General features: G+C 41.2%; 12 protein-coding genes. 6 read left to right on the top strand and 6 right to left on the bottom strand.

What is annotated here, in order from left to right; genetic code table 11:
- Window positions 1–145 precede the first annotated feature (145 nt).
- The 3 genes from ispD to AC5590_RS05510 all read left to right on the top strand — a co-directional run bounded on the left by ispD (window position 146) and on the right by AC5590_RS05510 (window position 2,137).
- Window positions 146–835 (top strand): 2-C-methyl-D-erythritol 4-phosphate cytidylyltransferase, encoded by a 690-nt coding sequence (gene ispD, locus AC5590_RS05520; RefSeq protein WP_169268300.1) that lies wholly within the window; start codon window positions 146–148, stop codon window positions 833–835.
- 316 nt (window positions 836–1,151) lie between these two features.
- Complete coding sequence (scpB, locus tag AC5590_RS05515) at window positions 1,152–1,706, top strand: SMC-Scp complex subunit ScpB (protein WP_169268301.1); 555 nt, start codon at window positions 1,152–1,154, stop codon at window positions 1,704–1,706.
- Between the two features lie 83 nt (window positions 1,707–1,789).
- A complete protein-coding gene (locus AC5590_RS05510; RefSeq protein ID WP_169268299.1) occupies window positions 1,790–2,137 on the top strand; it encodes a DUF760 domain-containing protein in 348 nt (115 codons plus the stop codon).
- Window positions 2,138–2,196: 59 nt separating this feature from the next.
- Here the strand turns inward: AC5590_RS05510 and AC5590_RS05505 are convergent, their stop codons facing one another.
- Window positions 2,197–3,414, bottom strand: coding sequence for an HhoA/HhoB/HtrA family serine endopeptidase (locus AC5590_RS05505; RefSeq protein WP_169268298.1), 1,218 nt, complete (start codon window positions 3,412–3,414; stop codon window positions 2,197–2,199).
- Window positions 3,415–3,914: 500 nt separating this feature from the next.
- Here AC5590_RS05505 and AC5590_RS05500 point away from each other — a divergent pair, with 500 nt between their 5' ends.
- Entirely contained in the window at window positions 3,915–4,799 is an 885-nt protein-coding gene (locus AC5590_RS05500; RefSeq protein ID WP_169268297.1) for a peptidoglycan DD-metalloendopeptidase family protein, read from the top strand.
- Between the two features lie 122 nt (window positions 4,800–4,921).
- On the opposite strand, the gene AC5590_RS05495 is transcribed toward AC5590_RS05500, so the two are convergent.
- Entirely contained in the window at window positions 4,922–6,469 is a 1,548-nt protein-coding gene (locus AC5590_RS05495) for a GUN4 domain-containing protein (protein WP_169268296.1), read from the bottom strand.
- Between the two features lie 12 nt (window positions 6,470–6,481).
- Window positions 6,482–6,925, bottom strand: coding sequence for a COP23 domain-containing protein (locus AC5590_RS05490; RefSeq protein WP_169268295.1), 444 nt, complete (start codon window positions 6,923–6,925; stop codon window positions 6,482–6,484).
- A gap of 358 nt (window positions 6,926–7,283) precedes the next feature.
- Here AC5590_RS05490 and AC5590_RS05485 point away from each other — a divergent pair, with 358 nt between their 5' ends.
- Window positions 7,284–8,297 (top strand): serine/threonine-protein kinase, encoded by a 1,014-nt coding sequence (locus AC5590_RS05485; protein ID WP_169268294.1) that lies wholly within the window; start codon window positions 7,284–7,286, stop codon window positions 8,295–8,297.
- 85 nt (window positions 8,298–8,382) lie between these two features.
- Here the strand turns inward: AC5590_RS05485 and AC5590_RS05480 are convergent, their stop codons facing one another.
- From AC5590_RS05480 to AC5590_RS05470, 3 genes are all read right to left on the bottom strand, one after another.
- Window positions 8,383–9,423, bottom strand: coding sequence for a cysteine hydrolase family protein (locus tag AC5590_RS05480; RefSeq protein WP_169268293.1), 1,041 nt, complete (start codon window positions 9,421–9,423; stop codon window positions 8,383–8,385).
- Between the two features lie 83 nt (window positions 9,424–9,506).
- A complete protein-coding gene (locus AC5590_RS05475; RefSeq protein WP_169268292.1) occupies window positions 9,507–10,949 on the bottom strand; it encodes a hypothetical protein in 1,443 nt (480 codons plus the stop codon).
- Window positions 10,950–11,790: 841 nt separating this feature from the next.
- Window positions 11,791–12,114: an isochorismatase family protein gene (locus tag AC5590_RS05470; RefSeq protein ID WP_169268291.1), complete on the bottom strand. Its 324-nt coding sequence runs from the start codon at window positions 12,112–12,114 to the stop codon at window positions 11,791–11,793.
- A 114-nt stretch (window positions 12,115–12,228) separates the two neighbouring features.
- Here AC5590_RS05470 and AC5590_RS05465 point away from each other — a divergent pair, with 114 nt between their 5' ends.
- Window positions 12,229–13,974, top strand: coding sequence for a serine hydrolase (locus AC5590_RS05465; protein ID WP_169268290.1), 1,746 nt, complete (start codon window positions 12,229–12,231; stop codon window positions 13,972–13,974).
- Window positions 13,975–14,446 lie beyond the last annotated feature (472 nt).

The raw sequence follows: 14,446 nt of genomic DNA, 5'->3' as shown, positions 1-14,446 counted from the left end.
GCGTGTCCCTTTGGGACTTACAAAGTAGCGTCTGTGCAGGAGATACCCGAAGGGGTTTCCCGGCGCAAAACTTTTTAAGACGAATTTTGAATTTTGAATTTTGAATTGGTATAACCTATCCCCTATAGTGAAACTGAGGGATTCTGTGCATTTATTAATTCCAGCCGCTGGAACCGGAAGAAGAATGGGAAGTGACCGCAATAAACTCCTACTTGTGGTGGGCTCTAAGCCTATTATCGCGTGGACCCTTCTGGCTGCTGAAGCGGCTAGTCTTATCAGTTGGATAGGCATTATCTCCCAACCTTATGATTGGCAAGATTTTCAGACGATTCTTACTCAATTAAAGCTCTCTAAGCCAGTAGAATTGATTCAAGGAGGTTCTACGCGTCAAGAATCGGTTTACAATGGACTACAGGCGTTATCGCACTCCGCTAAGGAAGTCTTGATTCATGATGGAGCTAGATGCCTCGCCACACCAGATTTGTTCAACTCTTGTGCTCAAGCAATTCGAGACTGTCCTGGTTTGATTGCTGCTGTCCCGGTTAAAGACACGATTAAAGTCGTAGATGAAAATGGCATTATTCAAAGCACGCCTGACCGACGGCAATTATGGGCAGCCCAAACTCCCCAAGGATTTGATGTTAAGTTGCTCAAGCAGTGTCACGCCGAAGGTGTCCGTCAAGGGTGGGAAGTGACAGATGATGCTGCTTTGTTTGAAAAGTGCGGCTTTCCTGTGCGAGTTATCGAAGGAGAGGAGACGAATTTGAAGCTAACAACTCCACAAGATTTGGCGATCGCTGAATTTATTCTAAAAACCAGGCTGGGTGAAGAGTAAAGTCAATTATTACAATTTTGGGTATTGCCCAAGGTTCGTCTTTGGTGATCTCAATGATCACCTTGACTTATGTCATTAAACATGATAGCTTTCCAAACACCTGTGATTCTCTTTTGTGATTTGTCATTTTTTCTTTGTATAGCAGTTGCCAGGTAAATGAGGACATGAACTAATGAGGAAATACGGACACCACGAGACTTTCAGACCTGTTAAGCGTTAAGCGTTAAGCCTTCCCTATTCCCTGTTAAGAGCTATACCAGTAACTAATGCCTAATGCCTAATACTTAAGGCCTAATGACCAATGACTAATGCCGTGATAAATGCAGCGACCAAGATAGAAGCAATTCTCTATTTGAAGGGTAAGCCCCTGTCTATCAGTGAAATTACTGAGTATGCCGCTTGCGATCGCGCGACAGCAGAGGAAGGCATCATAGAACTCATTGATGAGTATGCCCGCCGAGATAGCGCCCTAGAAGTTGTTGAAACTCCAAATGGTTATAGTTTGCAACTGCGCTCAGATTTTCATGACCTAGTGCAAACTCTGATTCCAGTAGAATTGGGCGTGGGAGCATTGCGGACTTTAGCAGGAATTGCTTTAAACAGTCCAATACTCCAAAGCGATTTGATTAACCTGCGCGGTTCTGGTGCATATCAACACGTTCAAGAACTCGTCGAACTTGGTTTTGTCAGAAAACGCCGAGACAGTGAATCTCGCTCGTATTCTTTACAAATCACCTCTAAATTTCACCAGTATTTCCAAATCGAGCAACTTCCGCCATTATTGTCCAACGGACAGGAGCAAAAACAACTAGAGCTAGAACTCACAGCAGCAGAATCCAACAGCAGTTCTGCTACTGTCAAACAATCCTAGTACCTCAGAAAGAGGTGCCCAGATGCCTGACCCTTCTAGTATGGTTTAGAGTAGAATAAGAAACTCAGCTACAAAAACAGCCAATGGTGTTTGATCCTAACTTTTTGAATGACTACCCTGAGGAACATCCCAATCAGCTTATCTCTGATAGCTTTGAGGAACACCCCAACCACTTACTCAAGTATCTACAGCACCAGTCTCCTGAGGTTCTAGCCCGCGTCGCTCAGTCCGTCAGCCCCGAAATTAAACAAATCATTTCCCAAAATGTCCAAGGGCTAGTCGGTATGTTACCCGCTGAAAATTTTAACGTGCAAATTACAACAGATCGAGACAATCTGGCGGGTCTTTTAGCCTCGGCTATGATGACGGGTTATTTTCTTCGCCAAATGGAACAACGGATGCAGTTAGATCATTTGAATAACAATCCGTAAGTCAACACTCAACGCTCAAGTGTCAAGTGTCAAAGATTATTAGACTCCTTGACTATGGACTACTTCTGGGGATAGGTTCCTAACTGTACTTGAAATGTTTTGAATTCCCCGTTGCGGTTGACCTCAATTTCCAGAATCTTGCCTACACTACTGGACTCTACTAGTTTCTGTACTTGAGCAGACGTTTTCACCGGCTTACCGTTGACTTTTTGAATCATGTCCTCAGGAAGGAGTCCGGCTCGTTGTGCTGGAGACTTTTCTAAAACTCCTGTAATTGCGACACCAACATTCTCCTTAATCTTGAGATTTTTGTCTTGATTAATCTGTTGTTTTTTGGCAGGAGAAAGATCTGACATTTCAATCCCCAAGAAAGGATGTTGTACACGCCCTTTAGTGAAAAGCTCGTTAGCAATACGGGCTGCTGTTTCAATTGGGATGGCAAAACCAAGCCCTTGAGCATCGGCGCGGATAGCAGTGTTTACGCCAATAACATCGCCTTGAGCGTTTAACAATGGTCCCCCTGAGTTCCCAGGGTTAATAGCTGCATCTGTCTGAATAAAACCGACTCGCTTTTCTGGAACACCAACTTGAGCGCTCGTGCGATCTGTAGCGCTGATAATACCGATTGTCACAGTATTGTCCAAGCCCAAAGGATTACCAATGGCGATCGCCCATTGACCGGGTATTAAGTTTTGTGAATTACCGATTCTTACAGTTGGCAGATCAGAAGCCGAAATTTTGACAACAGCAACATCTGTTATAGAATCAACTCCCACTACCGTACCGTCAAAAGTCCGACCATCTTTGAGGGTTACTAATACTGTGTCAGTATCTGCAACCACATGAGCATTAGTTAGTATTTGTCCATTTTCACTCAAAAGAAACCCAGAACCGGTACCACGCTCTATTCGTTCTCGGGGGAATGGTTGCTCTTCTTCTCCAAAAAACCGCCGCAACAGAGGATTCTTTAAAGCATCAGAAATAGGATTCGCCACTTTGCGGGTTGCATTAATTCGGACGATTGCTGGTCCAGTTTTTTGAACAGCACTAGCAATAAAATTCATGTTATCGCCAATAGTAGCCCCAACTTGACTTTGAACAGGATTTGAAACTGGGGTTTCCGAGGATGAAGACGCTGTTACATTTCTTAACTCTTTAAACCAAGTATTTTGTGGTATAAAGTAGCGACTACCAAACAAGCCTGCACCGCCGCCGATAGTCAATAAAGATAGATAAATAACCAGTTGCTTTAAAGATAAAGATAATTTCATAATCATTATATTTAAGGACAGCAATGCAGATGCTAACTTCTAAGTGTAGTCAAGTTAGGGGATAGTTGACTAAGCAAGAACCCGGAACTGGTAGAGTCAGAACTCACGGACAGTAAACAGCGGAGTCAGTGAACAGTGAACAGTAAACAAGGGGTGGACGAGTCCGTTTCCTACCTGATAACTGATAACTGGTAACCCTTCGGGTTCGCAGTCGCCTAGGTCGGGAGACCCCTTCGGGTTCGCCAGATGCCTGCGGAGGGAAACCCTCCCGCAGCACTGGTCTCACCTCCTGCAGCGCTGGCTCACTGGTAACTGATAAGTGGTAGCTGATTCATCCTTTAGAGTTCCAACTGGGTTTTGTGTTCTGCATTCTGAATTCTTCTCAAAGATTCATTGCTGATCAGTAAGTTTTCGTTACAAATAAGCACTGCTTAAGGACTCACGACCTCTGGTCGCCTGCTGTTGCGATTTAAAATCTAGAGTAATTGAGTGCCTCGTTTGTATACATGACTGTTTGCTATCGTTTGCTCTTTCTCTGTATTAGCATAGTCACCAGCACCCTTGGGCTTATACATACTAGCCCATACTCTGCACTTGCACAACAGACTATCACTGGTTGTCAGAGTTCAGCCCTTGAACGCTTCGGGCGACACAAAATTGCACCAGGAGATACTGTGGAGAGTATAGCCCAGCGTTATAATCTCACACCAGCTACTATTATCGCCATGAATCCGACCTTAAGAAATAATAAAGTTACTATTGGTCGCGAAATTCAAATACCTCCCTACAATGGGATTGTTGTTGAAGTACCTCCTAGTCAAAACTGGCGACAAATAGCGGCAAAATATAAAATCCGTCCTGATGTCTTATTTGAGGTGAATGGGTGTCAGAAAAATTCCAGATTTGTGTTTGTTCCAGAGGTAAAACGCTCACCCAATCGTCCCATAACTGAGTCTGTCACACCAACTTCTACTCCGAGTAAATTAGCTGGGTATCCATTAGCGGAAGTCGTAACCGTGGCTTTACCTTATGGCTGGCAGACTAATCCTACCAACGGTAAAGTTTTTTTTCATAGTGGTGTGGATTTGTTAGCAGCAAAAGGAACGCCTGTGGAAGCGATCGCTGATGGGACAGTCGCTTTTGCCAGTGAGCAAGGGACTTATGGTAATTTAGTCATTATCAATCACAGTGGCGGATTACAAAGCCGCTACGCCCATCTTGAAAATATCAAAGTCGACCTTGGTCAACAAGTGAATAAAGGAGACATCGTCGCAACTGTGGGTACAACTGGAACACCTACCACAAACCAACCCCATCTCCATTTTGAAGTGCGTTCTAGCTCATCCCTAGGTTGGGCGGCTCAAGATCCTAGAAAATATTTACAGCAGTGAGTAAGATTGTAAATCGAGGTCGTCTTTTTGACCTCTACTACTAACTCTTGCGTAGATAATTGTTTTTCTGTCGTCTGCTTGTTTAATTCCACGCAAAGCTCAACGGGAAGCTCAGTATAAACTTACTTGAATTTTGAGAATTCGCAGCGTTCTAAACTAGAAATAAGAGGTTCTATTCCCGCTAAAACTTTAGAACCAGCAGTTGGAATACTTTTTTGTAGGGTATTGTGTTTTTGTGTAGCTTCATTTTGTAGACGATTACTATGAAAACACATCAGTAATGAGAAACATAATACAATGCTACTAACTAAAACTAATACAACAATAATTACGATTTTCTCGTTATCATCATCCCATTTATCGTAATCAGATTTAGGACGAATGATAGAAATAATGAAATAACTCAAAACAGGGACAATTATCATAATCCCACCAGGTAAACCAACAAACAAAATAATAATTCCCCTTGTAGCATACTCACCTGCTTGAGTACGTAAAGACTCAATAGACTGATCAGATTTTTGTGCTAAAGGTAAAACCCCAGGTAGAGCGGGAAGATGTCCTGCTCGGGCATCTAATTTGTAAGAAATAGATTCGTAGTTTTTTTCTCCCCACCCACCACTCCACTCAAGTGCTTGAGCAAATAAATTAAAAGCGTTGGCATTACGAACACCTTGTTGACGTACAATTTCCTCAAAAATAGTTTTTTGAACACTAAAACCAAACTTACTCTGTTCCTCTCCAAAAACCGGCTTATATCTAGAATATTTCTGCCAAAGACTATCTATAACTTTTAAATCTTCACAAGGTAATTGTGCAAGACTTTCTTTAGTAAACCAACCTTCAGATTCTCGATTTACCAATTGAAGCATTAACTTCACTGTAGTATCGTTAGCTTCTTTCCAAGCTAATGTTTTTAACTGGTTTTCTAAGGTACTGTAATTTACTTCTACTTGTGGTTCTGGGGAAGATAAAGGAGTAGAAGCAGATATAGGCTTAGGAATATTGGCAATTTCAGCTTTTAAAAAAGTCTCAATCGGAATTGCTAAATTTAAACCTGTCTTTTCTTTGTCAACTCGATCACCTTGTCCGTGAATACCAATCAATTGTCCTTGCGCGTCTAATACCGCACCACCACTCATACCTCGACTGGTGGCGTTATTGTAAATTAATTCATAACCTTCTTGAGAAGATTGCCTACCAACAATATTGCCAGAGACTACTAGTGTAGTGCGTTTGGGAATGGCTATACTAGGTTCTGGCGCACCAACGACATAGACATTTTTACCAGAAGTAGCTTGTTGAGAATTGCCAATAGTGGCTAGATTGTAATCTTGGTTGCTGTTAAAGCTGACTACTGCTAAATCCACATTTGCAATAGGAACAAGTACGTCATTGCTATTAATCTCATATCGCGTTCCATCTGGTGCGATCGCCAAACATCCGACAGCAGAATTATCAAAAATGTGTTTAGCTGTGAGAACGTAGTAAGTATTGCCCTGACGCTGATAAATTACCCCAGAACCAGAGTTACAGCCATCAATTAAAACTGTTATTTTTTTGGCTATTTCACTGATTTGCTCGTAATTGATAGCATTAGCAATCTGGGGTAGTAGGACGCAGAGGATAGAGATAGTCAGAATAACAAAGAATTTTATTTTATTAATCATTATTACATTTTGTTAAAAACCATTGTTTTTATCAAAATAGCGATTAACCAAGGCTTCTAAAGAAACGAATTGTGTCACTCTTCCTTTCTCATTGACAGTATTGTCAGATCTCTTTCCTTGAGCAAAATTAGTTATTTGCGCTAAGACCAAACTGGGGTTTTTCGCATTTACCTTATTCAGAGTCAAAATAAGATTTTGGCGATCGCAGTCTTTCTGAGCTGCATTAATAACACAAATGACAGTCTCACCAGAATCTACTTTACCAAAAGTTAAATTTAAACCATTTAATCTGCCTCCATTCTTTGCCACTATTGTTGTCAGTTTTCCTGAAACGTGATAGCAGCGTCTCTCTGGAGTCCACTCATCAAATTCTTTTGTTTGCCAGCTAAAAATAGGTTTACTGGAAGTAGCTTCTCCTCTTTTAGCAATAGTTACCCATCTACCTTTTTGTTCCACACAATTAAAAACAGTCGGTTCATTTTGAGAGGCTGACAGCTTAGAAGAACAAGCGCTTGTACCAGATAGCATGAAAATTGTGGCTAGAATTTGAGCCATAAGTTGATATTTTCTGAGATTCATAGTCGCACTATAGGGGAATTGGTAAGTCATAATAAAAAAAATGATATCAATTCTTTAATAAATTAAGTAAGTCGGCGTTCAAAAATTAACTTATATAACAAAATGTAAAATTAGAAAACAACGTAGAAATGGCTCATTCCACAGTTTTTACAAAACTCAACATATATTGGTTTTATCGTGCCGACTTACTTATGCAAAAATATTGTCAATATCTGGCTTTCACCACTTATGTAACATGAATATTATAGGGAATACTCTAGGAGGACACTATCAAGTTCTCTATTGCTTAGGCAAAGGAGGTTTTGGCGAAACTTATGTCGCAAAAGATACCCATCTCCCTGATAAGCCTTTGCGAGTTGTTAAAAGACTCCAACCTCAGTTTTCAGATCCCGATCAGTTGGTAATAGCACAACGTCTGTTTGATACTGAAGCGCAAACTCTCTATAAGTTAGGGAATCACGAACAAATTCCTCAACTGTTTGCTCACTTTCAAGAAGACCAAGATTTTTTTCTGGTTCAAGAGTATATTGACGGTTCGGATTTAAGCAACGAAATTTACTCTGGGAAGCAATTGAGCGAGTCTGAAGTCATCGAATTATTGCGGGAAGTTCTGAAAATTTTGAGAGTAATCCACCAACAAGGAGTAATCCATCGAGACATTAAACCCTCAAATTTAATGCGACGTGCTTCAGATGGCAAGATTATCATGATTGATTTTGGTGCGATCAAACAAGTCAGTTCCCAGACTACAAATACTCAAGGACAAGGAATAACAACAATTCCTCTTGGAACTCTTGGTTATACGCCCAGCGAACAATTAGCAGGAAATCCACAATTTTGTAGTGATATCTATGCCTTGGGCATTATAGGAATAAAAGCCTTGACAGGATTAGCTGCCAAAAATTTACCACGAGATTCCAATAGTTCAGAAATAATTTGGCGAGAAAAAGCCTCAGTTAGTCCTGAGTTAGCTGCTATTCTAGATAAAATGGTTCGCCAAAATTTTCATGATCGTTATCAGTCAGCAGATGAAGTATTGAAAGTTCTCTCTGCTACAATTCCCGTCAGTTCTCCATTAAATAATGCCACTAATGCAGGAAAGCTTAAAAATTTGAGATTTCATCTTTTGGTAGGTTTTTTAACTGTGGGATTTTTAGCTACTGTTGTAGGCATTTTATTTATCTTTCCACTTGTACAAATACAATTAGAAAAAAATCCAGATTCGCCTACACCTACTGTGACATGGTAAAGAATGTTTAAAGGTTTGTAACTATACTCTCCACGGCTATAACTTGCGTTTTTTAGCGGAATATGGCTATATCTAACACTAAATATCATTCTTCAAACCAACTCAAAATAGACTGAGTGGATTGAACCAGATGCATCCCAGAAGTGGCAAATCTCTCAAATGCAGCATCTGCAGCTTCCGAATAATCCACAACACCAGGAACAACAACAGGGGAAGTACAATCTTCCAGCAAATAAACTTTTTTCGCTAAATTAGAATCTATCTGTTGAATTTCTGTTAGTAAATCATCCACTGTCCAAGCAACACAGTGACTTTTTGCTTGTCCTGCGATTATCACACAGTCAAAATCTAATAATTGTTGAATTAAGTGCGTATTCTTTTGTCCAATATGACGTTGATCAAAACTTTCCAAAACTTCTGGACGTAAGACTGAATAATTTTCTGTTAAAGGGTGATTACCTTTGATTTCAAATTGTGTCTGAGTCTGACGAGCAATACTGTGAAAAAATACTGCTTCTTCTACAGCAGAAACTAATGCATGACCGATACCACCTAGCATAGAATGATAAGGCCACACAGTTAAAGGATATTTGCCATCTTGACTAAGCTGCTTAACGTAGTGATAAGCGTGTTTTTCTAAAAATTCATAGTTATATCCAAGACTGTAAGCAACTCCTGGGTTAACTTTCCAAACCCCTTTTTCAATATCTGCTGGTGTAATATTGGTAGCAGAAGGAGTTGGATGTTCACCTGCAGCATTTACCCAAAAAATGGGATGAAAAATTTGCATTGCTGTATGAGTATCCATAGTCGGGATAATTTTAGTAATGACTCCGAAATTGCCATAGACAAACTCACACAAGCGGACGTTATCATCTACCGCACCTGTTCCAGATTTACCACCTACAAATAATTCAAACTCCGGAATGCAAAATGTGTTTTGTACATCAATTAGAAGTAAACAAATGCGTGTTATATCTTCTGAAGATGGTTTAATATTATATTTATTTGCCCATTCTCTCGCTTGTTCTGCACGTTGTTGGTAAGGTACGCGCCAGACATAGCCGACTTCTTCGGGGTTGAAATGCGGGGGAATAGGTAGTTGGGTTTTTGTCATGTCGTTCATATTGCAACCTCTATCTTAACCGCAATCCAAAGCTTGCCATGTCTGGGTGGATGACTCTATTTTAGTAACGGATTTTGTCGTTGTTAAAGTCGATTGCCATTTCTAGACTTTAATTTCTTATTCCTGACTCTGGTTTGCGGTAAATCTTTCTTATCCTTCTGAAAGTAGCAGATTTCGACCAGAGTGGGCCATATTTCTAAAGATGCCTGAAATTGACTGATAACGTCATCAACAATCCGAGAGACATTTTGCTGAAAGAAATCGGGTTCAAACCCATAAAATACGCGCGATAGGTTGTCAGCAAAGAACTGGAGAGATTGTCTACGTTCTTCATTCTGAGTGGTTATTGAAGCTTTGACCACTTGATTATAGATGTCGCCGACTCTTTCCAAGATTTCTTCAGAGTCTTCTGAAGTTACTTCGCCGGAATAGTCAAACTTGATCGTAAGATCTTCAAGTTCATAAATACCGTTCTTGATCTTCTTTTTGAGTAAATTACATATCTCCTCATTGAAAATTTCACTTGCAATCGGATTACGCATATAGTTATTCCGAATATGGTTCTGTGCAGCATCTACGTGTGCAGCTACTATCCCTTCTTGCTGTATCCAAAGCCGATAGATGTAATCCTCAAACCTCAGTCGAGTCGGGAAAAAGGGTGGCAAACCAAACTGATTATCATACCCCGCGACCCCACAATCCATCCTCCAATTTTTGTTGGTAACGACTGGTCTAAAATTTACGAGAACATAAATATCATTGAGTTCGTCTAGACTAATTTGGTTTTCATCATTCAGATACATGTGAATAAAATCAAGCGTATCAATATCGTGAGTTCCTGTCCTAAAAGTCTGGGCAATTTTGACAACAGCACTATTAGAGACTTTGCTTCGTTGCAGTAAGAGAGAGTTTTCTTTGAAAAAACCTTTTGTTGTGTTGGTTTCTAATTCCATAGCTGTATCTACAACTAGTTCCCCTTTCTCGAAGTTCTCCGGTATCATATTGACTTTCTGACCGAGAACATCCTCAAAACAGGTGAGTAAATCATAGGAACGATGGACGAAACCATCCTGGTTGGACTTGAATAGTTTGCCTCGACAGATTTCATCTGCTAATAAAGATTCGGGGCTATTTTCTATTAAAGCATCCGGTCTCATGTCATCATCTGAACTCACCATTAAATGTCCAAGTGTGTACATTAGCGTAAAATTCCGATTCCCGCCATAACTGGGTCGAAACAGGTTTCTGACGAGTGACTCAAGCTTCTTATCGCGAAGTCTCTGGTTTAAGAAATTGATAAACTGTTCTTTCTCACGAGGGCCGACATAAAATACGTCGTTGACGGTTTTAGTTTGCTCTAGGAGTTGATAGTATTTTTCGTAGTTAGCAACACTTGAATCATCAAAAATAATGATTTTTGGAGCATGTCCGTTCACCCAGAAATTATCATCGTACTTTTCAATAGTTTCTGCTACATCTCTTAGTCGATAAGTCGGAATAACAAAGATTGTTTCTTTCGGTTTCATAATCCGTTTAATTGTCTCAAAATGTTCCAAAGTAGAAAGCAAAAACAGGGATTTTTTTGATGTAAGAATCCCCTTTGATTAGGCAATACGGTTCAGTTAAGGATTTTTTGTGAGATTTGCTGATGTGTAGTGAAAGTGCCTGCTACGTCTCTACATTGTCTTTGTGGTAAAGGTTTTGGTCTTATCTCAACCCTATTGCTTTATTCAATCGTCCAACAAGAGAACCTAAAAGCTTCTTCAGACATCTCAATGAGTCATGAAATGTCTGAATATCAATTTTTTGAAATCGTAATAATTACAAAATTGGGAAAACGATGGTTGTCTCGCTAGTTTCCTGATTGATTTGCAACTTTGAGCAGTTTACTTAGCATGGAAGTTAGGGCGATAGCTAGCCCCTAAGGGGCAAAGCGGACTACGTCCCGCTGCGCTAACGCCGGGGGGAGTATCCCCCCGGCAGACTTTGGCGCTGCGCAAACGCTGCTGCGCTCCCTTGCGATCGCTATCACATAAGCCACGCAATCAATTCTCGTTTCAGGATTAACTATAATTACCTCTGTTTTTCTCAATCATGCCAGTTCTACACAGAATTAAGGCAGTTGAGTATTGGTAAAAGCAACGCTGCATAAACGCTATCCACGCAATTTTTAAATTCGACTAATTTTGGCTTTTTAAAAGCCTGCTTATTAGACACAACAGAATTGTTTAATCTTTTTCTAATTCATACTAAGAATTATAGGATTCTTTATAAGATCTACAATATATCGAAAGTATAAAATGAGATATAAACGAAAAGAATAGGGTGTTTATAAACTTTTTAAAACTACTAAATGAAAGCACAAATTCAGCTAATAGCAAACATCTGTTTGCCTAACTCAGTCGTAAAGTCAGGAGCCATTCCTGTGGCTAAAGTCACCACAGAAGTGGTAACTCCATCTGCAGCCTCGATCTCTCGGAAGGCTGCCTCTTCGGTTCGATCCGACATTCCGCCACATGCGTCTACGGGAACATACACCTGATAGCCAGCAGCGATCGCCCCTTGGGCGGCTCCCTGCTGGAGCATCGCTTCCGGTACCGCATGGAGTACCACCACTTCTGTCGCAAAACCGGCAACGATCAGAGTTTTGCGTCCGGTTGAAGACAAAGCTGTACGTATTTTCTCGTCCATAAAAAGTATAGCCACGTTGACAAGGCTAGAGTTAAGAGTTACCCGTTCCCTTTATTCACTGCATAAGCTGGTTTCACTGCCAACTATTAAAATTAACTTAAAAGGAAAAGCACAATGCAACTTACGACACAACAGACGGACATCGCTCTTTTGCTTCAAGACTTTGACATTGAGATGGAGAAGCTCCTGAAAGACTGGAACGCACCAGGATTTTGTGTAGGAATTGTAAAAAAGGATAAACTCATCTTTGCCCAAGGTTATGGCTATCGGGACTATGAGGAGAAGCTGCCTTTTACCTCTAAAACGCTCTTCCCAATAGGCTCTAATACTAAGCTCTTTACTGCTATAGCTGCGGGAATGCTGGTAGAAGAAGGTAAACTAACGTGGGATAAACCGATCCGTGATGCTGTTCCGACAATCCGCTTCTACAACAATGAGTTAAATAACACCGTTACCTTGCGGGATATGCTGGCTCACCGCACGGGCATAACTCGTCACGACAGTATGTGGTATAAACAGGACTCTCTTACTCGCAAAGATGTCTTTGATCGGATTCAGTACATGAAACCAGAGGTATCACTGCGAGAAGCTTATATCTATAACAACAATATGTATACTGCTGTTGGGTACATTATTGAGTTGCTGTCGGGAAAAACCTGGGAAGAGTTTGTCTGCAAGAGAATTTTCCAACCCCTGTCCATGCACAGCACTATTTATAGCATTGCCGAGATGTTGAAGCAGTCTGACTACGGCGTACCATTTACCGAAAAACGAGAAAGCAATGAGATTTACAAGATTCCGTACTACGAGGAAACAGATGCCATAGCTCCCTGTGGGGCGATCATCTCCAACATCGAAGAAATGTCCCACTGGCTCGCGGCATTGATGAACGATGGCACTTATATCGGTAAGCAGGTGATTCCTGAGAACATACTTAAGGCAACCATAGAACCGGGAATGGCACTGCCAAACGTGTTAGGCGAAACAAGGGGCTGGTGGGAATTGCTTAACCCTGTTTATGGAATGGGTCGCAAGACTGCATCTTATCGAGGACATCTGTTAACCTATCACGGGGGAGCTATTGATGGATTTCATTCCCAGATGTCTTTTCTTCCTCAAAATAAACTCGGTGTGATTGTCTTCACAATTGGCGATCATTGTTCTCTCTTAACAGATATAATCACTTACAACGTTTACGAACGTCTTTTGGGTCTGACTCAAACACCTTGGAGCGATCGCTGGCTGAATGTCAGACTTAAGGCTAAACAAGCAGACAAAGAGGCGCGGTCAAAAGCAGCCACGGATCGGGTTTCTAATACCACCCCCTCACATTCCCTAGCTGACTACGTGGGCGAATACGCGCACCCAGTCTACGGCATTCTTAAGATCGAAATAAAGAATAGCGAACTTCAATTCAACTTGGGAAGGATTCAGCTGCCTCTGACTCATTTTCACTATGACCGTTTTGATACACCCGATGACGAGCTTTACGGCAAGGAATCGGTGAACTTCCTTACCAATCCCCAAGGCGACGTGAACAAAGTAGTAATGTCGATCGACGAAGCAGAAGCAACGTTTACCCGTCAGGCAGAAATTCTAGACTCGCAAGTTTTAACACAGCTTGCAGGAACATACAAAACACCAACTGAAGGGAAGTTACAGGTCGTTCTCAAAGATGATAATTTTCTCTATCTAGTATTCCCAGGAGAGACGGAATCAAAGCTGATTCCCTACAAAAACCTTACGTTCCAAAACGAAAAGTTCTCTGACAATATGTTTGAGTTTGTCATGGAGAACGGTCAGGTGAAGGCTCTAAAGTCGAGAGAACCATCAGGTGAATCCGTATATTTACGTATATAGATTAGTATCCTGACCTAAATATCGTCAAATTAAATATTTGTTTAAAAGCACGTGTGTGGGCGGGTGCGGGGCACTAAGCTGTGGCGATGCCCGCGCCTGTCCACTCGCGTGTGTATATCTTTATCTTGATAAGTAGGTCGGTACAAATAAAGTTAACGAGTTTTGGCAGTCATTAGTCATTGATCGAGGGAATATCGATTTCTGGGTAGCGACTTGCCATTCGTTGAATGGTCTGCTGATCAGGAAGGGAGCGTGAACCTGCCATAATGCGTCAGATGTAGTTATAATTCTTATTATAAGGTATCTAAACTGAATGGCTCTGTGCATGACTTATTGCCAAGCACGAGGGAAACCCTCGTGCCAGATCTGGTGGAGCGCGTGTGGTTGTTGCAAACTTAGAGCGAGAAGTTCAAACAAGGCGATAGCTTCGCTGCTGCCTAAGCGCAAAGCGCACGCTACGCGAACGGCAGAT

Origin of the sequence: Brasilonema octagenarum UFV-OR1, from assembly GCF_963888615.1 — a bacterium.
GTDB classification, from domain to species: domain Bacteria; phylum Cyanobacteriota; class Cyanobacteriia; order Cyanobacteriales; family Nostocaceae; genus Brasilonema; species Brasilonema sennae.
Note: the sequence above shows the minus strand (reverse complement) of the source record. Positions and strands in the feature narration are given on the sequence as shown.